Genomic DNA, 25,947 nt, shown 5'->3' with positions numbered 1-25,947 from the left:
TGACCATTTTTACTCCGAACGCTATGATGACTCCATGAATAAAATACAACCCATCTTTTCCGAAGCGTTTACCGAACTCTCATCACAAACGCTTGCCGCCTTTGAGCGCGATTTCGACGCGGAAAGGGCATATACGCTTGCGATGAACGGTGCGGTAAAAAACGGTATTGCCGCAAGCTGCATCGATTACAAAGAAAACCGCAGCATGCAAAACAACTTTTCGGTTTCCATAGACTCCGGCGACATAACCGACCAAAAACAATCCGGCCGCTGCTGGATGTTCGCGGCGCTCAACGTTATGCGTTTAAAAGTTATGAAAAAGCTGAAGCTTAAAAACATGGAACTGTCGCAAAGCTATCCGCTGTTTTGGGATAAATTGGAAAAGTCGAACTGGTTTTTGGAAAACATTTTAGCCACGCTCGACGAACCGCTTAACGGCCGGCTTTTGCACTTTTTGCTTGAAGCGCCCGTCGCCGACGGCGGACAATGGTCGATGTTTGCCGACTTAATAAAAAAATACGGCGTTATTCCCAAAGACGCGATGAACGAAAGCTTCGATTCGTCGGCTACCAAAGACTTGACAAAATACTTGACGCTCAAGCTGCGCGAATACGCCTGCACGCTGCGCGAGGAACACCGGTCGGGCAAAAGCATCCGCGAACTGCGCTCCCGCAAACAGGCGATGATGAACGAAGTCTACCGCATGCTGTGCATATCGTTAGGCAAACCGCCGGCATCCTTTACGTGGGAAACGCGCGACAAAGACGATAAATTTATCCGTATCCGTTCAACCCCGCAGCAATTTTTTGCCGATTACGTGGACATGAAATTGGACGATTACGTAAGCCTCATCAACGCGCCGACAAAGGACAAACCCTTCGGCAAAACCTATACGGTAAAGTATTTGGGCAATGTCGCGGGCGGAACACCCGTTATCTATTTGAATCTTCCGATTGAAGACTTAAAAAAAGCCGCCGTAGCCCAAATGAAAGCGGGAGAAGCCGTGTGGTTCGGAAGCGACGTTCAGCAGTGGTTTTTAAAAACCGAAGGCTTGTTGTCGATGAACGCACTGCGTCCCGACCTTTTATTCGATACCGGCTTCCCGCTTACCAAAGAACAGCGCTTGGATTACCGCGAAAGTTTAATGACGCACGCGATGACCTTTACGGGAGTCAACCTTGACGAAAACGGCAAAGCCGACCGCTGGCGCGTGCAAAACAGCTGGGGCAAAGATGTGGGCAAAGAAGGCTTTTGGGTAATGAGCGACGAATGGTTCGATCAATTCACCTATCAAATCGTCGTCAATAAAAAATACCTGACCAAAGCGCAGCGCGAACTTTTCACACAAAGCCCCATAGAACTTGAACCTTGGGATCCGATGGGCAGCTTGGCAAGAAGGTAAAATGCGGTATGAAGAAAAGACTTTCGGCATTTCTTGAGCCCTGCGCGCATTCTCTTGCCTATACGATAACGATGCACCCCGAAAACGATCCCGTCATCGAGTCGCTTGCCTTCGATTCGCGGCACGTGCGGGAAGGTTCGCTTTTTTTTGCGCTGCCCGGCATTCACGTTCACGGAAACGAGTTTGCCGAAAAAGCGATCGCCGCGGGAGCCCGTGCGGTCGTATACGAGGGACGGCTGCCGGATGCGGCGGTTGCGGCCGCAAAAGCTCATAAAACGGTACTGGTTCACACGCCGGACAGCCGTTTTGCGATGTCGCCCCTGTCGGCAGCCTTTTACGACTATCCGGGCAACAAGCTCTGCGTTGCGGGCGTAACGGGAACCGAAGGGAAAAGCACTACAGTCTTTTTTTGCTGGCAGCTTTTGCGCTTTGCCGGCAAAAAAGCGGGCTTTATTTCAACCGTGCAGCATTCCTTCGGCGGCGAAGCCTGCGACAACAGCGAGCATCAAACCACTCCGGAAGCGCCGATCGTACAGGAATATTTGTATAACATGGTTCAAAACGGCTGCGAATACGCCGTTATCGAAGCGTCGTCCCACGGCCTTTCGGTAAAAACAAACAGACTCGGCGACGTTCCTTTCGACGCCGCGGCTATGATGAATGTCAATCACGAACACTTGGAATTTCACGGCACGTACGAACAATATAAAAGCGATAAAGCCAATTTATTCAGAAACCTTGCGCGGCACGCTCACGAAAAATTTATTTTGAACACCGAACGCACAATCGAACCGGTTGCCGTTGTCAATGCCGCGGATCCGGCCGCGCAGTATTTTGTGCAGGCCGCCTCCGGCTTTCCGGTCGCCGGTTTTATTCCGCCGGACATACTGCAAACGTCCGCAAAATCGCAAGAGCCGGATGAGGCTTTGTTCAAAGCCGGCCTATACGCGATAGAAAACCTTGAAGAAACGCGGCACGGCATAGGTTTTACGCTTAAAAAAGGCGAAACGGCAATCAGTGTGAACGCGCCCGTTGCGGGTTCCTTTAACGCATGCAATATTACCGCCGCGCTGATTATCGTATCCGGCATAACGGGAATACCGGGCGAAGAGCTTGCCCGCTCGGCGCGGTCGCTTACACCCGTCAAGGGCCGCATGTGCCGTATAACAAAGGGGCAAAACTTCGACGTATTTATAGACTATGCACACACGCCCTCGTCGTTTATGATTGTATTTCCGCCGATGCGCAAAAAAACAAAGGGGCGCATTATCAGCGTGTTCGGTTCCGGCGGAGAGCGTGACACGCAAAAGCGGCCGCTCCAAGGCAAAATCGCGTCCGAATACAGCGATATCGTTATTTTAACCGACGAAGATCCGCGCGGCGAAGATTCCATGGAACTGCTCGAAATGATTGCACAGGGCTGCGAGGGCATGACGCGCGGTAAAAATCTTTTTTTAATTCCCGACCGGCCGCAGGCAATCCGCAAAGCGTTTTCTTTGGCGCAAAAAGACGACGCGGTATTGCTTTTGGGAAAGTCGCACGAAAATTCCATCATCTATAAAAATAAAACCGTTCCCTATGACGAAACGCGCGAAGCCGAAACGGCTTTGGCCGAAATGGGCTTCGGAGAAAACTAAGGCATTACGATTCAGAGGTTTATTATGACTGTTGCAGTATTATTCGGCGGAAAAAGCGGCGAACATGAAGTATCCCTTGTATCCGCATCTTCGGTTGTGCGCCGCATCGACCGCACAAAACACTCGCTCGTTCTTATCGGAATTGCAAAAGACGGCGTTTGGTATGTGCAGGACGAAAGCGAAGCAGAGCGCGTCGTCCGCGATACGAATGCGGTACTCAAAATCGCGCAGGACTCATCGCGTATCGTCAGTCTCGTGCCCGGAGGTGGCACCGAGCGAGCCCTGCAAATCGGTCAAATCGACACAAACAAAGACGGCGCAAAACAGGCGAAGAAACTTGCGGTCGATATAGTTTTTCCCGTTTTACACGGTTCGTACGGCGAAGACGGGCTTGTGCAGGGGCTTTTGGAAATGGCCGAACTTCCCTACTGCGGCTGTTCCGTAGCAAGCAGCGCGATTGCGATGGACAAAGCGCAAGCAAAAAAAATTTGGGCCTATGAAGGACTTCCGGTTGTGCCGTTCGCGTGCATAAAAAAGAGAGCGCTTGAAGACGAAACGCTGCAAAAAAAATTGGACGAGGCGGAAAAACGCTTCGGCTATCCTTTGTTCGTAAAGCCCTCCAGTGCGGGAAGCTCGGTCGGCGCGGCGAAGGCGGGCAATCGAAAAGAGTTCGAGCGTGCCGTGCACGAAGCGTTTTTATGGGACGAAAAAATATTGATTGAAGAATGCATCGATGCGCGCGAAATCGAATGTTCCGTTACCGGCGACAGCCTATCCTGCGGAAGCGCATCCTGTGGAAGCGGCGCCGAAAAAGCAAGCGCCGTATGCTCCTACGAGCCGGGTGAAATCGCGCCGACTCACGGCTTTTACGATTACGAAGCAAAATATACCGACCCGAACGGCGCGCGTCTTTTAATTCCCGCTCCGATAACGGCCGAACAGCGTACAGAAGTACAGGCGATGGCCGAACGCGCATACGCGGCCTTGGACTGCAGCGGCCTTGCGCGCGTCGATTTTTTTATCGATAAAAAAAGCGGCAAACTGTATTTGAACGAAATAAACACCATGCCCGGTTTTACGCCGATAAGCATGTTCCCCAAAATGTGCGAACAATCGGGCCTCCCGTACGACCGGCTGATAGAACTGCTTTTGGAACAGGGCTTAGACCGCTTTAAAAAACGCCGCGCGCTTAAAACAAGTTTTACATAAACGTACACGCTATCATTTTTTTTTGCTGCCGCGCAGGTTGTACAAATAACGCTTGATTTTTTGACTCGCGGTTTTTTCGAACGATGTTACCGGCTTTACCGAGCCGACCTTTGAAAAACGGTTTACCTTATTGTTTACAAAATATTTTATTTCGGAAAGTATTTCCTCCTGCTTGTATAAAAGACCTTCTTTGATGTCTTCGACCGCTTGGCCGACGGAACTTAAAAGGCCGCGGCTTTTCAGCTTTTCTTCGTCGAGCTGGACGAGGGCGACAAGACCGTCCTCATCTTCAACAACCAGCGATTCGACAACGTCGGGGTGCTGGTTAAGCACAAACTCGATATCTTCGGGATAAATATTTTCGCCGCCGGAACCTAAAATCATGTTTTTCAATCGGCCTTTGAGCGAAAGCCACATACCGTTGTGCAGCTTTCCCAAATCGCCCGTCTTAAACCAGCCGGGCCCGCAGGAATCTTCTTCCGTAGTAAAAGCCGCTTGCGTTAAAGCGCTTTCGTTGTAATAACCTCGCATAACGTTTTCGCCGCGTGCAATAACTTCGCCGACACCGCTTTCGGGATCGGGATCCAAAATTGTAAGCTCGACACCTTGAAGTATCGGGCCGATGGTTCCGGGAACCGTGTTGCCGGGATTCGAGCCTGCAAGCAGCGGCGATGTTTCGGTAAGTCCGTAGCCGACGGCGTACGGGAATTTCGCATCTTTCATAAAAATTTCTACGGCGGGATCTATCTTTGCGCCGCCGATGCCGAAAAACTTAAGCCGGCCGCCGAACAGTTTTTTAAGGGAAGATCCCGCGATGCGATGAAATATCTTTTGAAAAAAACGCTTGCGGTACAATCTGCGTAAAAGCTCGCTTTTCGTAAAAGTCGGCACCACCTTATTTTTATAGATTTTTTCCATAATCATCGGGACGCTTAAAACAACGGTCGGCCGCACCTTTTTGAATGCCGGCAGCAGGGTCGATATTGCCGGCGCCCGTTCCAAATAATACACGCAAGCCCCGTTTAAAAACTGCATCACAAAGCCGATCGTAAACTCGTACACATGCGACAGCGGCAAAAAGGACAGGCACTTGTCCATCTTGTTTACGCGGTGGACGGTTTGACACTGGATGGCCGTGAACACGAGATTTTTATGCGTGAGTACGACGCCCTTTGAGCGGCCGGTGGTTCCCGAGGTATAAATTATCGATGCGATGTCGTCTTCTTTTACCGCAACTTCCGGCAGCGGCTCCCCGTCCTCGGAAGCGGCGGCACAAACCGAAGCGGAAACGGACAGCGGGCTCGAAAGGTCCGCGCCGGCGTTTTTGTCATTGCCGGTAAGGGTCGATTGCACAAGGTCTTTGCCGTTTTCGCGCAAAACGCAAAAGTCTTCCATGCGTATGATGTTTTGCACCTGTGCGGAAGGAATTGCGTCGAGCTTTACCTTCAGTTTTTCGGAAACGATAATCGTCGAAACGCCCGCATGAGTAAGAATGGTTTGAACTTCGCCTGAAGTAAAATCGGGCAAAAGCGGAACGGCGATCGCCCCGGAATTGACTATCGCAAAATAAGATGCGCCCCAATTCGGCGAACTTGCCCCGTATACGGCAACCTTTGCGCCCTGCCGTATGCCGATGCGATATAACACGCGCGCCATGTGCGCAACAAGCCCTTCGATTTGGGCATAGGTAAGCGGCTTGCCGTTTGCAAACGATAATGCGGGACGGTCTTTAAAACAGGAAACCGAGTGCTTAAAAAGCGCCGGAAAAGTGTAAGAACCTAAATCGTATACGGTTACCATTAACGGCTCCGCGCAAAAGATTCGATACGCATAAGCGTTTCGGCGCGCTCATAGCCGACCGACACAATGTTTACGGGAGTATCGCAATAATCTTCGATAAACGATATATAAGAGGCGGCTTCTTTCGGAAGTTCCGAAAACGAGCGGCAGTTCTTTAAAACGGTTTTCCAGCCTTTGAATTTTTCGAGTACGGGTTTAGCCCGATTTAAAGCACCTATGTCGGCGGGAAAATCGGTTACGATGCTTCCGTCAATATCGTAAGCAATGCACGCTTCGATTGTATCAAGGCTGTCGTAAATATCGAGATGGGTGAGCACCAAATCGGAAACCGAATTAACGCGGCACGCATAGCGCAGGGCGACCAAATCCAAATAACCGCAGCGCCTCGGGCGGCCGGTCGTAACACCGTATTCGCGGCCGGTTTCGCGCACAAAGCGGTACAGTTCGCTTTGGCTGGCTTCATCGAATTCGGTCGGTAAGGGGCCGTTCCCGACGCGCGTCGAATACGCTTTAAACACGCCGAGCACGCGGTCTATGTCGCGCGGCCCGATTCCCGCTCCGACTGCGGCGCCGGACGAACCCGACATTCCCGACGATACGTAGGGGTATGTTCCCGAATCCAAATCGAGCATAGCGCCCTGAGCCCCCTCGAGCAGCACGCGGCTTTGCCGCAGGCGGTACATGTGCGAGCACATGTCGATTTTCATATCTTTAAGCCGATCTTTATACGGTTCGATAAAGGCCGTATCTTCGGCCGGCATTTCGGCCGCTTTTTCTTTCCAAAACAAATCTGCAATACGTATGCCGTCGCGCTCCGACTTCATCGAATACGCGGTGCCTATGCCGCGTCCCGTAGTGCCTATCGGATGTTTGCGTTCGCTGTCCCGTTTTTTATCTTCGGCACGGTAACGCGGGAATACCACATGCGCGCGATCGGAAATAAACACGCGGCCTTCCCAGTCTACACCCTGTTCTTTAAGCATAGCCAATTCGGCAAACAGAGCTTCCGGATCTATAACCATGCCCGTTCCCAAATACACTTTTTTGCCGGGATACAAAATTCCCGAAGGAACCAAGTGCAGGGCGTATTGCTTTCCGCCCGCGACAATCGTATGGCCGGCATTCGCTCCGCCCGAATAGCGGACAATCACGTCGGCTTCGGCGGCAAGGTAATCGACTATTTTTCCCTTACCTTCATCTCCCCATTGAGCGCCGATAACTACAGTATTCATACGCGCAGTATAACACAAGTGCCCCCGCGTGCATAGACTTGCGCAATAAAAGCGCACGGAGTATACTCAATGCGTTTATGAACATCGTACTGTTTTCGGAAAGCGACGGCTGTTTTTTCCCGGCCGGTGATGCCCGCGCACGCCACATTCGCACCGTACTCAAAAAAAAAGAAGGCGACACCTTTGAAGCCGGCATTGAAAACGGAAAAGCCGGAACGGCGCGCATTATCCGCTCGGACGAAACGGGTGTGCGTTTTGAATTTACACCGCTTTCGGACGGCAAAAAGCCCTACCCGCTCGATTTGATTGTCGGCTTTGTGCGCCCCATTCAGCTTAAAAGGCTTTTTCGCGACGCGGCAGGTTTGGGCGTATCGCGTATTTTGCTTTGCGGAACCGAAACGGGCGAAAAATCATATATGGAATCGAAGATTGTCGAACGGGGCTCCGCATACGAAGCTTTAAAAGAAGGCAGCATGCAGGCAAAGAGCACGCACATTCCGAAGCTCGAACTTTTTCCGTCGGTAAAAAGCTGTCTCGGCGCGCTGCACGGCGAAGAACGGAATTTGCCGGAAGCCGCGCGGCATAGCGCGTACAAGTACATCAACGCGGCCTTGGATAACGTAACACCCGAGGAGCCTTTAAGTTCGTACATACGACGCGAGCTTGCTGCCGCAGCCGCTAAAGGCCTTTTTGAAGAATATCCGTTCCGCATCAGGGCCGCAATCGGAAGCGAGCGCGGATGGACCGACAACGAGCGTTCCCTTTTTAAGCAAGCGGGTTTTACGCTCTGCGGCATGGGAGAACGCGTTTTGCGGACGGAAACGGCGGCAACAACGGCAGCCGCAATCATTTTAAACGCGCTGGGGGTATTATGAATCGCGATCAAATCAAAGAACTTTTGCTTTCGCTCGAAAACAGCGATTTGGATTTCGAAGTGATTTTCAGCGGAAAATCGAGCAAAAAGGTAAACGGTTTGTACAAGTGCGAAACGCGCGAAATTATTTTGCACAATAAGAATTTCAATACGGACAATCAGCTCATCTATACCGCGATCCACGAATACACACACCATTTGTTGTATGAAGCGGAAGCCGCGCAAAACGGCGGATTAAAACCGCGTAAATACGCGAAAGCGCACGGCAACGCTTTTTGGGCGAAATTCCATTCGCTTTTGGAAATCGCCGAAAAAAAAGGCCTGTACAGCATCGGACTTGAAAACTCGCCGGAATTGGCCGAACTGACCGAACGCATTAAAAAAGATTACCTTGAAAAAAACGGCGTGCTTATGCAGGAATTCGGCAGACTTTTGCTGAAAGCGCATGAATTGTGCACCGCCGCAAACATACGCTACGAAGATTACATAGACCGCTATTTGAAAATCCCGCGTCAAGCCGCGCATAGCATTGTGCAGGTTTCTTCGGCCGATTTGAATCCGGCCGTCGGTTTTGAAAACATGAAAATGCTTTCGGCGATACGTTCAAAAGAAAAGCGTGCACAAGCCCAAGAGCGGCTCGAACAGGGAAACAGTCCCGATTCGGTGCGCGCCTTTATGAAAAAAAAGGCCGAAACCGTCGACATAAAAACAAACCTCGAACGGGAAAAGCTGCGCCTTGAAAAAACGATTAAAACGCTCAGCGACCGTTTGGAAGCCGTGGAGGAAAGCCTTGCAAAACTTTGACAGCCGCGCAGTCGCTGTATGCGCCCAGCTCTGTTTCGGTGCGGTATGCTTTGCCCAATCGGTGCAGGCGCCCACACCGCCCGAAGTTCCGACGGTAAACGTTCCTTCGGTGAGCGCTCCGACGTTGAGCGCACCTGCGCTCAGCGCGCCGACTTTCAATGCGGGTGCGGGTACGGCTCAAAAACAGCCTCAATCGAACGAACAAAAAAAGGCGCAAAACTCTTCCGCGGCAGCCGCAAGCGGCAAGCTCGTCTCCCCTTCCCTGAGCGCCGCGGACATAAGCATGCTTTCAAACCTTTTCGGTTCGGGAAACCCGCTTTCGCTCAATGCGCTCGGCGGCAATACTGCCGCGGCGAATGCGGCCTCTCTTTCCGCATCACAGGGTGAAACCGCCGCTCTTTTGCAGGCGGTATTGGAAAAGCTCGACACCCTTCAAAAAACGGTTGAACAAAAATCGGCCGCGCCATCCTCGCCGCACGAGGCGGCAAACGGCGGAAAAATCCTTCGTTTTATATCGGGTTCGTACAATATTTTAGCCGGCTGTACCGCCGTTTTTATTTCAAAGCCGGAAGCCGACGGCAGTTTTTTGCTGACCGGCGACCGCACCTACCGCACGGGCGGCGGCACCTTCGGCGAAACCTTTTACATGCTTTTTAAATCGCGTGCGGACGGTATGTTCAACGTGGCGGTCAGCGTAAATCAGCACACGGAAAATCCGCAGTCCGTACTCAAAAGTCTTGAAAAATGCCCCGTACTCACCGCCGCAAAAACCGGCAATTTGGTAACGATGCGCACGCAAACGCCGAACGGTACGATCGATTTACTGCTCGACATCGATTTCGAACCGCAAAGGAAGACCCGATGAGCCGCGCATCAAACGGAAACGAGGGCAAACTCCATGCCGGTTTAATTGAACTCGGCATTTCGGGCAGTGAAGCCGCACAATACGGCAAAAAATTGCTCGCATATGTGAAAGAACTGCAGCTGTTCAATTCGGCCTACGATTTAACGGCGGCAAAAACCGAAGACGACATTATCGTGCGCCACGTTTTGGACAGCCTTTCGGCGCGCAGCGAATTGCTTAAATTAAAAGAGCGTATTTTAAAAAGCCGCGGCGCCACCGATACGAATGCGCCTCCCGACATAAATCCCGCAAATAAGACAAATGATCCAGCCGGCGGCCATTTTGTGATTGCCGATATCGGAAGCGGAGGCGGCTTACCCGGCATTCCCCTCGCAATTACTATGCCCGATACGCATTTTGTCCTCGCCGAACGGATGAGCAAGCGCTGCGCCTTTTTGGAAAACTGCGCGGCAATCCTCGGCTTAAAAAACGTCCGCGTACAAAACGTCGAAGCCGAACGGATCGAACCGAACAGCTTCGATATTGCCGTTTTTAGGGCATTCCGTCCCTTGGACAAAAAAATGCTTAAGGTGCTGCTCCGGACATTAAAAGACGGCGGCGTTTTGGCCGCTTATAAAGCGAAGCGCTCCAAAATCGAAGAAGAAGCGGCAAACGCATTGTCCGTCCTAAACTGCGGCAGTGCGCACGGCATTGAAATCGTCCCGCTGCACGTTCCCTTTTTGGAAGACCGCGAACGCCACTTATTGATAATCCCGTCGCTGCAATAACTCTGCGTTCAAACTCCAACATTGCTATAACTTATTAAATATTTTCAGCAGTTGCGCCTGCAATAACTCCGCGTTCGAACTCCGACGACTTAAGCCCTATAGACAGATGTGATTTTTCTTTTTTCAGCATTTTAGGCTGAGAATTATTGATTTTTATGGTATAATGAAGAAGGATTGAAAGGATGTTATACGCACAGCCCACTGGGCTAGTAGCGAAAGTTAAAAAAAATTGGAGAAATTTATGAAAAGACATTTATTAGTAATTGTTGTTTTATTCTTAAATATTTTAGTATTTGCACAAAATAAAGGAATTAATGTTGATTTACAAGTTGGCGAAGAAGATTTATTTATCGAATTCATAGATGAAAAAACATATACATTTTACTCTCCTTTTGGCGGTCACCTTTGGGGAAATTATCCGTACACATTAGAAAAAGGTGTCCTTACATTAAAAAATAACGGAACGAAAGTTTTTGATATAGAACGATTGAACAATTTAATTTTTCCAAAAGGAAACAGCAGTACTTTTGTTTATGATGAAAATTATAGAGATTTTTATTGTACAGGTATTTATAAAAACGAAAAGCTCATTCTTCGTGATTTTAAGAATCCGACATCGGTAGGAAGCGAATGCTTCCTGAATGGGATAAAAGTGATAAAGTATGATAAAAGTAAGTCAAATATTATAGCAAAGGAAAATTTGAAAATAAGAAATGCTCCAAATCTCAATGCTGAAACTGGTAAGTTTAACTACAGTACATATTTTTGTCCTGCACCACCATCCGTTTCAAGACATCCATTGGGAAATTCATTTACACCATATTCAGATTATATTGTTCAAGATAATGGATATTTACCATTACTTCTTGCGGGCTTAGTCGTTTACTACGATGCAGTTACTGTTCAAAAAGATACGATAGATGGAATTACTGCTCCTTGGTACAGAATTGCAATGTATGATCGCAGTGATGAAGGTACTGACCAATATTTCTGGGTTTTCGGCGGATATATAAAGGAAGTCACAGATCCTGATAATCCAGAATATGTAAAAGTTTTAGTTCAAAATGCTGTAGGTAAAGGTGTTTTGAAAAAAGAATAATTCTTTTTTGTGATAAAAGTATTTATTCAGATAATAAAAAATTTATCTGTAAGAAAGATAAATCGTATAACAAAGGTTCGTAGCCGACAGCGAGTCAAGCCCGCTGCAGTACAACCAGTTGTTAGACTTTTTGGGTTAAAATATATATGGCAATATAAAGCAAGTACTAAAAGATATGTATATTGAATATATAGAAGCAGAAGGTAGATTGAATGTTAAATAAAAAGCTAATGGAATACTTTCATAAATACTTTATAGAAGAAAGAAAATATATAGATAGGATTGAAGCTGGTGATTTTAGTTCATGTGAATTGCCTGGTTTTTCATATAAGCTTTTTTCAGATAAAAACAGCATTCTTATTCAGGAAATTATTCCTAATATTAGAGAAAACACGACCGAATATGAGAAAGATATTAAAAATTCTTTTTTTAAATATTTAGATGAGTGCATATATGAAAATAATCGAAAAATAAAAGAAACGAAAGAAAACTACAAAAGTAATTTATCTGAATTTAAAGATAATAACTTAAGATTAGGCATATTAATTAAACCTTATCAAGAGGGAATCGATATATTCAACGAACTTAAAAAAATTAATACTGCTACTGAAATAATTACATACTATACTAATTATTTTGAAAAAATAAAAAATAATGGATACTGTGATGAGGATGCTGATATCTATGCGTATTATAGAATTTTTGAGAACTTATATAGACTCTACAAATTGGAAAAAGAGCCTGAACTTGATTACATTTCTCCCAATAAACTAGAAAATATTTATTCAAATAACGGTATATCTTTATTTGAAAACGACAAAATGTATTCCCAATGGAATTTGTTAACATTCAATCCGAAATATATGACAATAAAGGAGCTTAATCCACCTAGAATATATGATAAACGAATTAATTCATTGATATATCCTAAAAATATGAATTTAGAGTCTTTAAAATTAATAAAAAACAGTATTGCTACCAAAGAAATTGTTGACTTTTCATTTAGACCAAATTACTTTTCAGTAGGCGAAAATCAAGAAGATGGTGCTTATTCTATGGAAGAACTTGAATTTGGAAAGAAAATCGAATTATCTAATTTAAATGAAAATATTGTGTCAAAGTTATATTCTACGGAATTTGATACGCTGTGGGTCAAAAAGGAAAATAATGAAATTATTTTTGAAGAGTTGCCAAATAAAGAACGGTATTATCATGATGATAGTATTGTTTTTACAAGGATGGTCCATCTTGTATTTTTTCAAAATGAGAATTGCTGTTTTATAAAGCACATAGATTATGAGCTGATATATTATTCTATAGATGAGTATATCGCTAGGTTGGATGATGTAAAGCAAAAAGGAACTATAAAGAAAAGAAACAAAATATTCAAAATAGATAATTCCCGTATACCATTATTAAAAGATAAGGATACTGATTTTTTGATACACATATTATATACATATTTTGAATTTGAAGAACTAATTACTGAGTATTTTGAAAAAATTTAAAATTATAAGTAACTTATAAGACAATAATTAGAGAACTCACAAAATTTTTGATTTAAAGATAAAAATCAAATATGAACAGATATTCATAGTATTATTCATGCTTATTACAAAATAAAAAGGAAGCAGACAACTATTCCTAGAAAAATAGTTATTGATTCTCAAAAGTCTAACACTCGCTTCAACCTGACATTTGTTTTGTCACGAAAGTTGCTTGACGGTCGCCTACGGCTCCCTTTTGGTGCAACTTTCGCGCCAACTTTGCCTTACGCTTTGCGTCGGCAAAGCCACAAATGCAGGTCAAGCGAATGTTAGGTGCACGCCTTCGGCGGGCAAGAAAGAAGATTATTTACACATAAAGATAAATGCGGTAAATATATATCTGTAATAATCGAGAGGAGAAAAGGCCGGAAATGAACATATAAGATTTATATAAATTATCTTCACCATAATAATTATAGGAGTTTTATATGTACGGTCCTCAACCCAATGAAATACACCCCATGAAGGGGTTTGATCAAGTATGTTTTATTAAGAATATAATTACTAATCCAAATATAATCGTTGGTGATTATTCGTATTACGATGATCCGGTAAATTCGGAAAACTTTGAAAATAATGTTCTGTATCATTATCCATTCATTGGAGACAAATTAATTATTGGAAAGTTTTGTGCCATTGCCCGAGATGTTAAGTTCATAATGAATGGTGCAAATCATAAAATGAATTGTTTCACAACATATCCATTTTCAATATTTAGAAATGGATGGGAAAAAGTAACACCGGAAATGGAAGAATTACCAATTAAAGGGGATACGGTAATTCAGAATGATGTGTGGATTGGTTATAATTCTTTAATAATGCCCGGAATAAAGATAGGCAATGGTTCAATAATTGCATCAAATTCTGTTGTAATAAAAGATGTAGAACCATATTCAATCGTTGGAGGAAATCCTGCAAAATTAATACGAAAAAGATTTGATAATGAAATTATTGATCTTTTAGAAAGTATAAAATGGTGGGATTGGCCAATAGAAAAAATAACGACAAATCTCGAGATACTTACCTCAAATGATGTAAGTAAATTACGAGAAATTAGTGATATGAAAATCACCTAACCCCCGCTTCAACGCTGACATTGCGGACGAGCCACAAAGCAGGTTAAGCGGATGTTATGTGGACGCCTCACGGCGCGGGTATTTAGATGTATTGAATGTTTTATGAGGTAAAAATGAAGAAATATATTCCCGGTTAATAAGTCTATTTATCTTATGTAGTTGCCAAAGTACAGGATTTCTAATGGCTAAAGCAAAGATTACAGTGATAAATGGAGCATATCCCTTCTGAACAATATATTGAATTGACTTAGATTACTTGTGATGATTATGAATGATTTAGGCAGTGGAGCAAACCCGCTTTTTTGAAAAAAATCCTTGACAAAAAGGCTATACAATGTATATGCTAAAAAATAATGGAGGTTTATTATGCAGGTTGTAGTTCAGAAATGGGGTAATAGTCTCGGATTTAGAATACCCTCTCTTTGGGCAAAAGATAATAATGTAAAGAATGGAAGCAAAATAGAAGTACTCGCAGAAAAAGGAAAAATAGTAATTCTTCCTCAGAAAAAAACTCTTGATGATATGCTGGCAATGGTTACTTCTGAAAATGTTCATTCGGAAATCTCGACAGATTATTCAGTAGGTAACGAAGAATGGTGAATTCAAATTATGTTCCCGATAGAGGCGATTTAGTTTGGCTTGATTTTAATCCGCAAGCAAGATATGAGCAGAAAGGTCGTCGTCCTGCAATTTGCATTTCACAAAAAAGATACAATCAAAAAGTCGGACTTGCTTTATTTTGTCCTATTACGAGCCATATAAAAGGCTATCCTTTTGAAATTGTATTGGATAATCATTCGATAAATGGCTGTATTCTTAGCGACCAAGTAAAGAACCTTGATTATAAAAAAAGAAGTTGTGATTTTATAGAAAAAACAACAGAAGAAGAGATAAATGCTGTTGTAGATAATATAAAGTTGTTGATTGAGTAATCACCTAACACCCACTTAAACGCTGACAACACGGTCAAGCCGCAAATGCAGGTTAAGCGGAAGTTATGTGGATTACCCTGTGGACAACAGAGGAAAAAATTAATGAAAGTAAAAATAGTGCTATTCCTTTTTATATCTTCCATTAGTCTTCTTTCTTGTAAAAAGAGATCTGCAAATGATTTATTTGAAAGTTTTGTGCATAAAAAACTTAATGAGAAATATATTGTATTAAAAACAGCCAATGTAAATTCTATCGAAGCCTTGGATAAGACTTATCGAAAGATAATAGAAAATCATAGTAACACAACTTTGCTACTTGAAAAGGCAAAATCTACAAAAGAAACGAAATATTGCATTCCCAATTTGGTTTGTCCTATGACGGAGGGTGATGTTGCTATTTGTATGCTTCTCGATATGTATAAAATGTCTGATGATTACTTTAAAAATGTAATGTATAAAAATATAAAAAGAGAAGTACATAGTGCAGCAGATTTCTGGCATTATATTCATGTATCCGAAGATAACAGAAATGAAATTATAAAGAAAATTACCAACTGGATTGAAATTTATACAAGCAGTGATTTATTATTCCATTGGAGTGAAGAAGAAATTATCAATCATCGTTTTGAGCTTATATCCGATACGAAAATAGAAACTTTTGTATTTCATAAGGCGGATGATGGAATGCAAACAGTAACTTGTACTTATGGCAAAAAGGATTCTTTTATTACCGGTCCAATTGAATATTGGGGTATAGAAAACGGTTTACTTTGCATTTATCAGTATGGAAATATGCCTTCAAAAAAACAAATTAGAATCGGTAAAATTCGAATTGATGAAGAAAAAGGAATTCTATATGCCTATAGAAATAATAAAAAAGTTGAATATCAATATATAAAAAAATAAACTCACATAACCCCCGTTTCAACACTGACAAACGGGTCGAGCCCGTTTGCAGGTTAAGCGCATGTTATGGCGACAGCCTATCGGCTTGCTTTTTAGGAGGAAAATGAAAAAAGTATTTTTGGTATTTTCAGCATTGATTGTCATATCTTTATCGGTTTTTGCGCAAAAAATAAAATTTAGAATCGATGGGAAGCTATATAATAAGCAAATATATGACGAAAACAATAATCAGATTACAAATTTTAAGAACTGGGAACTAATTCAAGATTTCTACATTTCTCCTGACAATAAAAAAATGCTTGTTTATCATAGACCTGATAAGGCTAAAGCCTTCCTTATGACATTATATAATCTGGAAACAAAGAAAATAATAGCTGAATGTGAGCCTGGATGGGCATGTAATGATGTAAAATGGACAAAGAATTACTTGATTAAAGTTTGGGGCACTTCCGGAGGAGGAATAAGATTTGAATACAGGAGCTACGAAGATCTTTCTATTGTCAGAGTAGTAAGCTCATACTATCCATTTGAAGATGTCGAAGGCAACATTTTAATTAACCCAGACTCTATGATGAAAAAGATTGTATTTTACCATTATTCTGATGGGACTGAAATAAAAACAATTGATTGTATAAAAGAATTAGCAGATAAAAAGATTTATGCCGGTTGGATACAAATCTATGAAGTTAAAAAAGTAGGAAAGCAGAAATATAAATTTTATATTGAAGGCAATCTAAACATAGAAGGAAGACAAGAAGAGGAATTCAAAACCGTTATCGAAATTGAAATAAAATGTAAACTTTAGGGCGGAATAAGGATTATTATGGATTATATAGCATTGCTCAGGGGTATCAATGTCGGAACCTCGGTAAAAATCAATATGAAAGAATTGAAAACATTGTTTGAGCAATGCGGTTTTTCAAACGTTTCAACATACATCAATTCCGGGAATGTGATTTTTAAATCACATGATAAGAAAAACAGTATCACGGAGAATATTGAAAAAGCATTACATATAACGACCGGGAATGAAGTAAAAGTATTGGTAAAGACAAAAAGTGAGATGGTGAAAATAGCAAACAGCATCCCCGGTGATTGGCGAAATAATGATAATCAAAAAACCGATGTAGCGTATTTATTTGAATCAATAGATACTGAAAACATAATAAATGAATTACCGATAAAAAAAGAATATATACACTTAATATATGTTAAGGGTGCGTTAATTTGGAATGTTCGACGGGAAGATTATAATAAAAGCCGTTTGAATAAAATAATATCGCATAAAGTATATAAAGATATGACAATACGAAATGTTAATACGGCTCGGTATCTTGCAACGTGCTGATAAAAAAATTACCTAACATCCGCACTGCGCCACTTATCGTTAATAACGCTGTTTCAAAAAAATTCAAGTATAGAGAGCGGTTTAATCCCGCACGTTCTTAATTATATTCAATCAATTATGGAAAAACTTAACAATCTGTGCTATATTGAAAATGGTAAGGAGTGTAAAATAAAAGCCGTATAAATAGCACGACTTTTATGGGAGGTTATGTATGCCGTTAACTGCTGTTCAGGAAAAATTGAAGACAATTCCGGATGAATACATGGATGAAGTGTATAATTATTTGGAATTTTTACAATATAAAATACTCTATAAAAAACAACATGAAGAATCTGTAAAAAGATTTCCTAATCGTCGCCCGGATATTTTAAAGCAACGGAATTTCTATATGTCACCGGCGTTTGACGAACCATTGGAAGATTTTAAGGAGTATATGTGAAATATTTTTTAGATACTCATGCACTTCTTTGGTATTTGTTTGATAGTGAAAATCTATCTAGAACGGCTAAAGAAATAATCAATAATGAATTTTGCTACTACAGTAAAGTTTCATTATGGGAAATTGCGATAAAACAGGCCCGTAATCTTCTTCAATATAAAAATTCAATCCAAGATATTATAGATGCCTGCAGGGAAGAAGAATTTGCAGAACTTTTAGTTTCCGGTCAATCTTTAGAATTAATAAAAAACCTGCCTGATATTCACAGCGACCCATTTGATAGGCTTCTCATTACAATGGCACAAGAAAATAATTTAACGATTGTTACAAAAGACACAAAGATTCCGTTGTATGATGTAAAAACCGTTTGGTAAAACAGAATAAAACAAATGAACGCAGTTATTTCCGTGTTGAATATAACTAAAATAAAGGATGTTGAAAGAGTTAGAATATTAGAGCCGTAGCCTAAAAAAATATAAATAGTTTCGTTAAAGAAAAATAATGAAATAGAAATATTTATAATTACGGTTGGATATTTCTACTCATTTACTTTCATTTTTCTACAAAAGATGATACGGTAATCTACAAATGTCTATAAGTGCTTTAGGTAATCGAAATAGTCCCGGGAGTAATTATGAAAATAGAACATGTTGCGTTATATGTAAATAATTTGGAAAAATGCAAAGATTTCTTTTTAAAATATTTCAACGGAAAATCAAATAACGGCTACCATAATAAAACAACAAATTTCCGCTCCTACTTCATTACATTTGAAGACGGAACTCGTCTTGAATTAATGAATAAACCGGAAATAATTGATGATGAAAAGAATCTTACAAGAACGGGATTTGTTCATATTGCATTCAGTGTAGGAAGTAAAGAAAACGTAGATACTCTTACGGAAAGATTAAGTAATGACGGATTCAAAGTAATCAGCGGTCCGAGAACTACCGGAGACGGATATTACGAAAGTTGTATACTTGGAATAGAAGATAATCAAATAGAAATTACTGTTTGATGTCATTTTGCCGGAACATAGATTCGTAGCCGACAGCGGGTCCCCCCGCTGCACGCTGCAATATCTCCGCGTGCAAAATTCAACGTCTTTAAAGCTTATTGAATATTTTCAGCAGTTGCGCCTTGTCCACCAAATCTATGGGGCGGCCTTCGACGTATTTCTTCGCATCTTCCGAATAGGTGCCGGCCGTTACGCAAATGCCGCGCCCGGCTTTTAAATCGCGGATACGTCCGTGAAAATCGCGAATAAACAATTCGCCTGTGGATCCGGTGTTGCGGTAAAAACGGAATACAACGGAATCTTCCCATTTTATCGTATCGATTTCGGTTTGGATTTCGGCAACGTCGGGCTTGGCGTCCACCGCAAGAATTCGAACCGTCGCCTTCGAATAAAACACCGAAACGATTTTGCGGCACAGCGCGACAAAGTCGCTGTTCGTTGCCATCAAGTATGTTTTGAGCGTATTGTTTTGGCTTAATTCCTGATATCGCGTGATCAGAGCGCGCACATCTTTATAGCCGGGAACGGTCATTTGAATGGTTTGAAGCAGGGCCAGCGCTTTCACCATGTCGTTTTCCTGCAGATAAATCTGTGCCAGGTTATAACGGATTTGCGTGAGCACATCGAGCGGAGCGTCTTCATGCTTGAGGCCGATTTCGTAATCCTGAATAGCCTGCGCGTTTTGATTGCCGAACGAATGAATGCTGCCGGCCAAAAGGCAGGCTTTCGCACCGTATTCGGGATCGGGGCGCAAATGCATAAAAACCTTCAGCGCTTTATCGCCCATACTGCACGCATACATCGAATCGGCCAACGAAAACAAAATCTCGCGGCTTTCGGGCTTTACTTCCAAAGCGCGCTTCAAATACGGCAGCGCTTCGCGGAACAAGCGGCCGCGGTACAACGACAGTCCCAAATATTCAAACACTTCGGGAATTTCACTTCCCTGCGATAACGCTTTTTTAAAGCACGGAATCGCCTTATCGTAATCTTTATTAAGATAAAAAGCCTGCCCCAAATAAAAGTTCGTTTCAAAACTGTCGGGCTTTTCGCGGCGCGCAACCGAAAGCGCCTTGAGCGCATCGGAAAGTTTTCCGAGCTTTACGGAACAAATTCCGTAGCGCAAAGCGGTTTGGAACATATCTATTTCGGGATACATCGGTACGAGTTCGGCAAGCGTCACAAGCAGCGGGAACGCTTTTTCCCATTGTTGTTCTTTATAGTACAACTCGCTCAAAGGAAGGAGCGCTGCCGGATCGCGCGGATCCTGTGCAAGCCTTTTTTCAGCCGCTCGTATAATGGAACCGCGGCTTTTCGGTTTTTGTTTTTTTTGCTGCCCGTTTTTGGACGAGGCAAAAATAAGAATCAAAGCAACTACGGCGCATGCGGCTCCAATTCCAATTAATATAGGAAATAATGAATCCATAAAGGACATTATGCCTTCGATTAAACATAATGTCAAGAAAAGAAATTTAGCCATTGACAAGATTGTTCAAGCATACTACGATTAAGTGAGGTTTTTATGAGTAACGAAATTATCGGAATAAAACAGGCGGACGGATCGTTTTACCCCATTTTGCAGGACGGAAAGCCGGATAATAAAACAATCGAACTGACGACCGTACGCGACGGACAAACGACAGCCCGAATCCATTTGTATAAAAAAGAACCGGGCAGCATCGACGAGCCCGCTTACGTCGACACTCTGCTCATAGAACATCTCGTTCCGCATCCCAAACGGGAACCGACGATGAATCTCAACATCAACCTCGATGAAAACAATGTGCTTACGGCAAAGGTTGTCGACTCCGAAACCGGCAACAGCTCCGACATCCGCGTTTCATTGGTAAATATGCCCGAATCGCAGCTGCAAACTCAAAGCGATTTTACGGTAACCGATGCCGAACCGGTTTTTGCCGAAGATGTACACACGGCAATGCCCGATTTCGACACGGACGAATTCGCAGTTCCGACTGCCGATGAGCCGAAAGAAAAGCCGGTGAAAGATGAACCGGTCGATCTTAAAGATGCACCGGATACGCCTGTTGAAAAAAGTACCGAATCAAAAGACGATTTTGCCGACTTCGGCGACTTCGATTTGGAAGACAGCGATTTGAACTTTGACGATTCCGACGGCGAAAAATCCGCAGCGGCCGCGATGCCGGAAATCCCCGATTTTTCCGAAGAAACCGAAAGTACCGAAGGATCCGAAGCACTCGGCGATGACGCAGCCGACAGCACAATGCCGGGCGACACGGAAATGGCCGCCGGCAAAACCGACGATTTTTCGTTCGACATGCCCGACTTCGACGCCGATGAATTCGATGTATCGACTGACGAGTCGAAAGAACGGCAGACGGAAGAAAAACCGACCGATATTGGAAGTGTACCGGAGACGTCTGCCGAACAAACCGCCGAATCCGAAGACAATTTTGCCGATTTCGGCGACTTCAATTTGGAAGACAGCGACTTGAACTTTGACTCGGCTGAAGATAAAGAAAACGATTTTGTAAAATCACCATCCGCAGCAAAGGAGAATCCGCCCTTGTACGATTTGAATTTACCCGACGACATAGACGAAAACGCCGGCAAAAAAAAGTGCCGCATTCCGATGCTCATCTGCATTATCTGCGCACTTTTGTGCATCCTCGCCGTCATCGGCATCTTTTTACGTCTTCCGTGGAAAAATCGCGGCGGCACGCAAAACGCCGATGCGAATATCGTTACGGTTGAGCCGCCCGATCAAAAGGAGCAGCCGAAAGACGCCGTTCCTCCCGCTCCCGAAGAAAACACAATCGTTATTGTGGAACAGGAAAAGGTGGAAAAGCAGGAAGTCATCCCCGAAAAAACCGAACCCGCTCCCGAAGCAAAACCGCAAACGGTTCGTTATCTTATAAAATGGGGCGATACGCTCTGGGACCTTTCGGATACGTACTATCGGAATCCGTGGCTGTATCCGATTATCGCGCGCGAAAACAAGATAAAAAATCCCGATTTGATTATCGCGGGAACCTATATCAACATTCCGCCCCGATAACGAGTATGCCGCGCACGAAATTCTTTTTTCCGCTCTTATTAGTTTGTTCCCTTGTGTCGTGTGCGGCGCGCAAACATGATTCTTCACCTTCCTTATATGTTGAAGGATTACAGGCCCTCGGCAAAAACAACGGACAAGCCCTGCGTTGTTTCCGTGAAAGTTTAAAAACCGACGGCAGCCTGTGCGCGCTGTTGAGCAAAGAAGAACTTTTACCCTTGCTGTATGAACAGCTTTCTTTCAATGAAATCATCTCCCTTACGGAACCGCAAAACATCGCGCCGCAACGGTCTTCCCCAGCGCCGCAAAACGCCGCGGGAAAAAATACCGAAATCGATTTTATTGCACAAATCGAAAACAAAAATCTGTTGCGGCGCTGGCGCATCGCAGCCTTAATCCGCAGCGGAAACCCGCACGCGGAAGAAGAACTTTCACAGTGGCTCGCTTCCGAACCCTTCGGCACCGAACATGCACGTTTTTCGGCAGACGAACATCTTATCCCGTTTTTTTCCGATATGTCGGATAGGCTCCAAAACCTTATCGCGTTTAAAAACACCCTGTACGCCAAAAACTATGCGCGCGCACTCGACATTTTAAAAGACCGGGCACAAAACGCAGAGAGAGCGGAACGTACGGACGAATCGAAAAACACCGTATCGCGCTTTTTCGATTTTTGCGGCCGAAGCGAAAATGCCGTATCGGAGGTATGTGCCGCAGTCCTGTACGGAAGCCGCGATGCGGCCGAGCGCGCGGACTATGCCGCACAAATGCAAGATGCCGCACGCCTCTTTGACGAAGGGGATAAACGGGCGCTTTTCTGCCTCTTGTGCGCCGCCCGCCTCTATGCCCGAAGCGGAGAATCTTACCGGGCGCGCGCCTTTGAGCAATTCGAACTGCTGCTGCAAACGGTAACCGACGCGCAATTGTTCGACAGAATTTTGTGGAACTATGCCGATGCGGCTTTGAAAAATTCCGCGCGGACGGCAATCGGCATCCTGCAAAAATATGCCCCGCAATGGCGCGATCCTTCCTTTTTTGACGATACGCTCGAACTTTTGTCTTACGAACTTCTTGCGGCACGCAATTGGAAAGGCTATTACGAAGTGTACCGAAATTTGTCGCAGTACATGTCGGCCGATGCCTGCTCAAAATACGCCTTTGTCGCCGGCCGCCTTGCCGAAACGGGCTTGCTTGCGTCAACAATTCCCGACGCCGACTATAAAAGCGCATACGAGATTTCCTATAAAAACACCGAAGGAAGCCTATACTACCGGCTTTTGGCCGCCGAACGTTTGGACATTCCCTTTGCAGACATAGAGCGCTCGCTTTTGCAGCGTAAAAAAAAGCAAAGCGTTTGGCCGAACGCGCAAGCCGAACGGCTTTTAAAAGAATGTGCTGAAAACGGCTGCGACGATAAGCTTTACCCGCTTTTTTTACGATTTAAAGATCATATCGGTTCGGAAGCGGCATCACAGCTGAACGCCGCGCTCATAGAAAAAAAACTGTACCCGCAAGCACTCAGAACCGCCGTATGGACATTCGGCCAAAGCGATGTTCCCATAAAGAACACGCAGCTTCAAATGCTGTACCCGCGTTTTTACAACGACACGGTTGAAAACCTGTGCATGCGTTATGCACTTCCCGAATACCTTGCCTATGCGCTTATCCGCAGCGAAAGCTTTTTCGATAAAGACATTCGTTCAAATGCGGGAGCCGTCGGCTTAACGCAGCTTATGCAAAGTACCGCATCCGACATTGCGCGCAAACTCAAAATCCGCAGCTACGATATCGCGGATCCGGGCACAAACATCGAATTCGGAATCTTTTATTTGAAAGAATTAATCGGCCGCCTGAACGATTCCAATCTGCTCGCCCTCTTTTCGTACAACGCGGGCATCACTAAAGTACGCCGCTGGAATGCCGCATATCCGGAGCTGAGCAAAGATTTGCTTTTGGAAGTTCTTCCCTACACCGAAACGCGCGAATACGGCCGCAAAATACTCACGGCCGCATCGCTATACGCGTGTCTGTATTACGGCAAAACAACCCACGATATAGTGCGCGAAATTATGCGCTGAATCCTTCTTATATCTTTGTGTACTTTTTTCCGCATAAGCGTTACAATGGGTTTATGCGTTATTTTTTATCGTATTTTAAACCGCACCGAAAACTTTTTTTCGCGGATTTACTGTGCGCGGCCTTTATCGCGGCAGCCGACTTGTCTTTTCCCATGCTCACCCGCTACAGCATAAACAACTTTTTGGGAACGTCCGACTTTCGCTCCTTTTATATTTTTATCGCCTGCATGGTCGCCTTATACGCGGTGCGTACGGGCGCGCAGTATTTTGTAACCTACTTCGGCCACCTTTTCGGAGCGCGCGTCGAAACCGACATGCGACGCGACATATTTGCCCACATCGAAAGCCAATCCTTCTCTTTTTTCGACGGCACCAGAACGGGCCAACTGATGTCCCGCATAACAAACGATTTATTCGAAATAACGGAACTCGCCCATCACGGCCCCGAAGACCTTTTTATCGCCTTTTTAACACTCAGCGGCTCGCTCATACTTATGCTGACAATCCGGTGGGAACTCGTCGCCATATTGGCGTTTTTTTTACCGCTCGTTATCCTGCACACCGCCCTTTCGCGAAAAAACCTCATGGCCGCCTCAAAAAACGTCAAAGAGAGAATCGCCGAAATCAATACGGCTACGGAATCAAGCATTTCCGGCATACGGGTTACCCAAATATTTACAAACGAAGAATACGAAAAGGCGCGCTTTGAAAAAAACAACCGGTGCTATTACGCGGCAAAACGCGGATTTTACCGCGCCATGGCTTTTTTCCATTGCCGTTTGGATTTTTTTACGTCCATATTGAATGTGATTATCATCGCGGTCGGCGGCTATTTAATTATGCAAGCAAAAATGAATTTAACGGACTTGATAACGGCAACTCTTTTTTCCGCCGCTTTTTTACAGCCGATACGCCGCCTTACCGCCTTCGTCGAACAATACGTAACCGGCATGGCAGGCTTCAAACGATTCACCGAAATCATGCGCACATCCGAAGAAATCAAGGACAAGCCGAACGCAGTCCGTATCGATTCCGCAAAGGGCGACATCGAATACGAAAACATCGGGTTTGCCTACAACAACGGCACCACCGTTTTGGACAAAGTAAACCTGTCGATTAAAGCCGGACAAACGGTAGCCTTTGTCGGCCCTTCCGGCAGCGGCAAAACGACGCTTTGCAGTTTGCTGCCGCGTTTTTATGAATTAAACAGCGGGCGCATAACGCTTGACGGCCGCGACATAACGGACATCCGCGTCGAAAGTCTGCGCCGGCAAATCGGCTTGGTACAGCAGGACGTTTTTTTGTTTGCCGGAACCATAAAAGAAAACATCGCTTACGGCAAAACCAGCGCAACCGACGACGAAATTATCGAAGCCGCCCGCCGTGCCGAAATCCACGACGATATTATAAAAACCGATAAAGGATACGATACGCTTGTCGGCGAGCGCGGCATACGTTTGTCAGGCGGACAAAAGCAGCGCATAGCCATTGCACGCATTTTTTTAAAAAATCCGCCTATTCTCATACTTGACGAAGCGACTTCCGCCTTGGATACCGCAACCGAAATAAAAATCCAAAAATCCTTTGAACAACTCGCAAAGGGGCGCACAACGCTTATCATAGCGCACCGCCTGTCCACCATCCGCAACGCCGACCGTATCGCCGTCGTAAGCGACGAAGGTATTTGCGAACAGGGTACCCACCGCAGCCTTTTAGCCCGCAACGGTCTGTATGCATCGCTTTACAACGCGCAAAAAGATTTATTGGGGTAAAAAGAAACGGCGCTGCCGGACGAGAGCAGCGCCGCATGGAGACTCAAATATTTTTACATAATAGAAAACACACACCCTCGTATCAACGATACGGAGGAACATTATGGC

Annotated in this window: 24 protein-coding genes; 21 read left to right on the top strand and 3 right to left on the bottom strand. The window is 44.4% G+C overall.

Translation table 11 applies throughout. From position 1 onward, the window contains the following. The first annotated feature begins 34 nt into the window (after positions 1-34). The 3 genes from HMPREF9194_RS01840 to HMPREF9194_RS01830 are packed head-to-tail and all read left to right on the top strand — an operon-like array spanning position 35 to position 4,248. The gene (locus tag HMPREF9194_RS01840) at positions 35-1,402 is read left to right on the top strand and encodes a C1 family peptidase (RefSeq protein ID WP_016524662.1); all 1,368 of its coding nucleotides are present in this window, start codon (positions 35-37) and stop codon (positions 1,400-1,402) included. 8 nt (positions 1,403-1,410) lie between these two features. Further along, entirely contained in the window at positions 1,411-3,039 is a 1,629-nt protein-coding gene (locus HMPREF9194_RS01835; protein ID WP_016524661.1) for a UDP-N-acetylmuramoyl-L-alanyl-D-glutamate--2,6-diaminopimelate ligase, read from the top strand. Positions 3,040-3,063: 24 nt separating this feature from the next. Continuing rightward, positions 3,064-4,248, top strand: coding sequence for a D-alanine--D-alanine ligase family protein (locus tag HMPREF9194_RS01830; RefSeq protein WP_016524660.1), 1,185 nt, complete (start codon positions 3,064-3,066; stop codon positions 4,246-4,248). 12 nt (positions 4,249-4,260) lie between these two features. Here HMPREF9194_RS01830 and HMPREF9194_RS01825 read toward each other — a convergent pair whose 3' ends face one another. Beyond that, positions 4,261-6,048 carry an AMP-binding protein gene (locus tag HMPREF9194_RS01825; protein ID WP_016524659.1) on the bottom strand — a complete coding sequence of 596 codons (1,788 nt, stop codon included), beginning with the start codon at positions 6,046-6,048 and terminating at the stop codon, positions 4,261-4,263. Continuing rightward, the gene (gene purA, locus HMPREF9194_RS01820) at positions 6,048-7,280 is read right to left on the bottom strand and encodes an adenylosuccinate synthase (protein ID WP_016524658.1); all 1,233 of its coding nucleotides are present in this window, start codon (positions 7,278-7,280) and stop codon (positions 6,048-6,050) included. Before purA ends, HMPREF9194_RS01825 begins: the two co-directional genes overlap by 1 nt. A 77-nt stretch (positions 7,281-7,357) precedes the next feature. Between purA and HMPREF9194_RS01815 the strand changes: the two genes are divergently transcribed. The 15 genes from HMPREF9194_RS01815 to HMPREF9194_RS01745 all read left to right on the top strand — a co-directional run bounded on the left by HMPREF9194_RS01815 (position 7,358) and on the right by HMPREF9194_RS01745 (position 18,955). After that, a complete protein-coding gene (locus tag HMPREF9194_RS01815) occupies positions 7,358-8,155 on the top strand; it encodes an RsmE family RNA methyltransferase (protein ID WP_016524657.1) in 798 nt (265 codons plus the stop codon). Beyond that, complete coding sequence (locus HMPREF9194_RS01810; RefSeq protein WP_016524656.1) at positions 8,152-8,958, top strand: hypothetical protein; 807 nt, start codon at positions 8,152-8,154, stop codon at positions 8,956-8,958. Before HMPREF9194_RS01815 ends, HMPREF9194_RS01810 begins: the two co-directional genes overlap by 4 nt. Next, a complete protein-coding gene (locus HMPREF9194_RS01805) occupies positions 8,945-9,823 on the top strand; it encodes a hypothetical protein (RefSeq protein WP_016524655.1) in 879 nt (292 codons plus the stop codon). The genes HMPREF9194_RS01810 and HMPREF9194_RS01805 overlap by 14 nt, the downstream gene beginning before the upstream one ends. Next, on the top strand, positions 9,820-10,590 hold the full coding sequence (locus HMPREF9194_RS01800) for a 16S rRNA (guanine(527)-N(7))-methyltransferase RsmG (RefSeq protein WP_016524654.1): 771 nt from the start codon (positions 9,820-9,822) through the stop codon (positions 10,588-10,590). Before HMPREF9194_RS01805 ends, HMPREF9194_RS01800 begins: the two co-directional genes overlap by 4 nt. Before the next feature lie 241 nt (positions 10,591-10,831). Beyond that, positions 10,832-11,689: a hypothetical protein gene (locus tag HMPREF9194_RS01795; protein ID WP_016524653.1), complete on the top strand. Its 858-nt coding sequence runs from the start codon at positions 10,832-10,834 to the stop codon at positions 11,687-11,689. Between the two features lie 212 nt (positions 11,690-11,901). Then, positions 11,902-13,197 (top strand): hypothetical protein, encoded by a 1,296-nt coding sequence (locus HMPREF9194_RS01790; RefSeq protein ID WP_016524652.1) that lies wholly within the window; start codon positions 11,902-11,904, stop codon positions 13,195-13,197. A gap of 467 nt (positions 13,198-13,664) precedes the next feature. Next, positions 13,665-14,312, top strand: coding sequence for a Vat family streptogramin A O-acetyltransferase (locus tag HMPREF9194_RS01785; RefSeq protein WP_016524651.1), 648 nt, complete (start codon positions 13,665-13,667; stop codon positions 14,310-14,312). Positions 14,313-14,678: 366 nt separating this feature from the next. Next, positions 14,679-14,912 carry an AbrB/MazE/SpoVT family DNA-binding domain-containing protein gene (locus tag HMPREF9194_RS01780; RefSeq protein ID WP_016524650.1) on the top strand — a complete coding sequence of 78 codons (234 nt, stop codon included), beginning with the start codon at positions 14,679-14,681 and terminating at the stop codon, positions 14,910-14,912. Then, positions 14,906-15,244, top strand: a complete 339-nt coding sequence (locus HMPREF9194_RS01775) for a type II toxin-antitoxin system PemK/MazF family toxin (protein WP_016524649.1) — start codon at positions 14,906-14,908, stop codon at positions 15,242-15,244. The genes HMPREF9194_RS01780 and HMPREF9194_RS01775 overlap by 7 nt, the downstream gene beginning before the upstream one ends. A gap of 102 nt (positions 15,245-15,346) precedes the next feature. After that, positions 15,347-16,150, top strand: coding sequence for a hypothetical protein (locus HMPREF9194_RS01770; protein ID WP_016524648.1), 804 nt, complete (start codon positions 15,347-15,349; stop codon positions 16,148-16,150). A 103-nt stretch (positions 16,151-16,253) separates the two neighbouring features. Then, the gene (locus HMPREF9194_RS01765; RefSeq protein ID WP_016524647.1) at positions 16,254-16,955 is read left to right on the top strand and encodes a hypothetical protein; all 702 of its coding nucleotides are present in this window, start codon (positions 16,254-16,256) and stop codon (positions 16,953-16,955) included. A gap of 18 nt (positions 16,956-16,973) precedes the next feature. Further along, positions 16,974-17,498, top strand: a complete 525-nt coding sequence (locus tag HMPREF9194_RS01760) for a DUF1697 domain-containing protein (protein WP_016524646.1) — start codon at positions 16,974-16,976, stop codon at positions 17,496-17,498. Positions 17,499-17,709: 211 nt separating this feature from the next. Further along, the gene (locus HMPREF9194_RS01755) at positions 17,710-17,937 is read left to right on the top strand and encodes a DUF2281 domain-containing protein (protein WP_016524645.1); all 228 of its coding nucleotides are present in this window, start codon (positions 17,710-17,712) and stop codon (positions 17,935-17,937) included. Further along, positions 17,934-18,311, top strand: a complete 378-nt coding sequence (locus HMPREF9194_RS01750) for a type II toxin-antitoxin system VapC family toxin (protein WP_016524644.1) — start codon at positions 17,934-17,936, stop codon at positions 18,309-18,311. Before HMPREF9194_RS01755 ends, HMPREF9194_RS01750 begins: the two co-directional genes overlap by 4 nt. A gap of 260 nt (positions 18,312-18,571) precedes the next feature. After that, positions 18,572-18,955: a VOC family protein gene (locus HMPREF9194_RS01745; protein WP_016524643.1), complete on the top strand. Its 384-nt coding sequence runs from the start codon at positions 18,572-18,574 to the stop codon at positions 18,953-18,955. An 88-nt stretch (positions 18,956-19,043) separates the two neighbouring features. On the opposite strand, the gene HMPREF9194_RS01740 is transcribed toward HMPREF9194_RS01745, so the two are convergent. After that, entirely contained in the window at positions 19,044-20,381 is a 1,338-nt protein-coding gene (locus HMPREF9194_RS01740; RefSeq protein WP_040846456.1) for a tetratricopeptide repeat protein, read from the bottom strand. 96 nt (positions 20,382-20,477) lie between these two features. Here HMPREF9194_RS01740 and HMPREF9194_RS12465 point away from each other — a divergent pair, with 96 nt between their 5' ends. The 3 genes from HMPREF9194_RS12465 to HMPREF9194_RS01725 are packed head-to-tail and all read left to right on the top strand — an operon-like array spanning position 20,478 to position 25,839. Further along, the gene (locus HMPREF9194_RS12465) at positions 20,478-21,992 is read left to right on the top strand and encodes a LysM peptidoglycan-binding domain-containing protein (protein ID WP_016524641.1); all 1,515 of its coding nucleotides are present in this window, start codon (positions 20,478-20,480) and stop codon (positions 21,990-21,992) included. A gap of 5 nt (positions 21,993-21,997) precedes the next feature. Next, on the top strand, positions 21,998-24,067 hold the full coding sequence (locus tag HMPREF9194_RS01730; protein ID WP_016524640.1) for a flagellar assembly lytic transglycosylase: 2,070 nt from the start codon (positions 21,998-22,000) through the stop codon (positions 24,065-24,067). Between the two features lie 53 nt (positions 24,068-24,120). After that, on the top strand, positions 24,121-25,839 hold the full coding sequence (locus HMPREF9194_RS01725; protein WP_016524639.1) for an ABC transporter ATP-binding protein: 1,719 nt from the start codon (positions 24,121-24,123) through the stop codon (positions 25,837-25,839). Positions 25,840-25,947: the final 108 nt, after the last annotated feature.

This window comes from Treponema maltophilum ATCC 51939 (assembly GCF_000413055.1).
GTDB lineage: Bacteria > Spirochaetota > Spirochaetia > Treponematales > Treponemataceae > Treponema_C > Treponema_C maltophilum.
The sequence above is the reverse complement of the archived record's forward strand: the minus strand, read 5'-3'. Positions and strand labels throughout refer to the sequence as shown.

Coding starts and splice junctions, on each gene's coding strand:
- purA (WP_016524658.1), bottom strand. CDS start 7,280: ATGAATACTGTAGTTATCGGCGCTCAATGGGGAGATGAAGGTAAGGGA.
- HMPREF9194_RS01840 (WP_016524662.1), top strand. CDS start 35: ATGAATAAAATACAACCCATCTTTTCCGAAGCGTTTACCGAACTCTCA.
- HMPREF9194_RS01795 (WP_016524653.1), top strand. CDS start 10,832: ATGAAAAGACATTTATTAGTAATTGTTGTTTTATTCTTAAATATTTTA.
- HMPREF9194_RS01740 (WP_040846456.1), bottom strand. CDS start 20,381: ATGGATTCATTATTTCCTATATTAATTGGAATTGGAGCCGCATGCGCC.
- HMPREF9194_RS01785 (WP_016524651.1), top strand. CDS start 13,665: ATGTACGGTCCTCAACCCAATGAAATACACCCCATGAAGGGGTTTGAT.
- HMPREF9194_RS01815 (WP_016524657.1), top strand. CDS start 7,358: ATGAACATCGTACTGTTTTCGGAAAGCGACGGCTGTTTTTTCCCGGCC.
- HMPREF9194_RS01775 (WP_016524649.1), top strand. CDS start 14,906: ATGGTGAATTCAAATTATGTTCCCGATAGAGGCGATTTAGTTTGGCTT.
- HMPREF9194_RS01835 (WP_016524661.1), top strand. CDS start 1,411: ATGAAGAAAAGACTTTCGGCATTTCTTGAGCCCTGCGCGCATTCTCTT.
- HMPREF9194_RS01745 (WP_016524643.1), top strand. CDS start 18,572: ATGAAAATAGAACATGTTGCGTTATATGTAAATAATTTGGAAAAATGC.
- HMPREF9194_RS01765 (WP_016524647.1), top strand. CDS start 16,254: ATGAAAAAAGTATTTTTGGTATTTTCAGCATTGATTGTCATATCTTTA.
- HMPREF9194_RS01770 (WP_016524648.1), top strand. CDS start 15,347: ATGAAAGTAAAAATAGTGCTATTCCTTTTTATATCTTCCATTAGTCTT.
- HMPREF9194_RS01760 (WP_016524646.1), top strand. CDS start 16,974: ATGGATTATATAGCATTGCTCAGGGGTATCAATGTCGGAACCTCGGTA.
- HMPREF9194_RS01800 (WP_016524654.1), top strand. CDS start 9,820: ATGAGCCGCGCATCAAACGGAAACGAGGGCAAACTCCATGCCGGTTTA.
- HMPREF9194_RS01755 (WP_016524645.1), top strand. CDS start 17,710: ATGCCGTTAACTGCTGTTCAGGAAAAATTGAAGACAATTCCGGATGAA.
- HMPREF9194_RS01790 (WP_016524652.1), top strand. CDS start 11,902: ATGTTAAATAAAAAGCTAATGGAATACTTTCATAAATACTTTATAGAA.
- HMPREF9194_RS01810 (WP_016524656.1), top strand. CDS start 8,152: ATGAATCGCGATCAAATCAAAGAACTTTTGCTTTCGCTCGAAAACAGC.
- HMPREF9194_RS01725 (WP_016524639.1), top strand. CDS start 24,121: ATGCGTTATTTTTTATCGTATTTTAAACCGCACCGAAAACTTTTTTTC.
- HMPREF9194_RS01830 (WP_016524660.1), top strand. CDS start 3,064: ATGACTGTTGCAGTATTATTCGGCGGAAAAAGCGGCGAACATGAAGTA.
- HMPREF9194_RS01730 (WP_016524640.1), top strand. CDS start 21,998: ATGCCGCGCACGAAATTCTTTTTTCCGCTCTTATTAGTTTGTTCCCTT.
- HMPREF9194_RS01825 (WP_016524659.1), bottom strand. CDS start 6,048: ATGGTAACCGTATACGATTTAGGTTCTTACACTTTTCCGGCGCTTTTT.
- HMPREF9194_RS01780 (WP_016524650.1), top strand. CDS start 14,679: ATGCAGGTTGTAGTTCAGAAATGGGGTAATAGTCTCGGATTTAGAATA.
- HMPREF9194_RS12465 (WP_016524641.1), top strand. CDS start 20,478: ATGAGTAACGAAATTATCGGAATAAAACAGGCGGACGGATCGTTTTAC.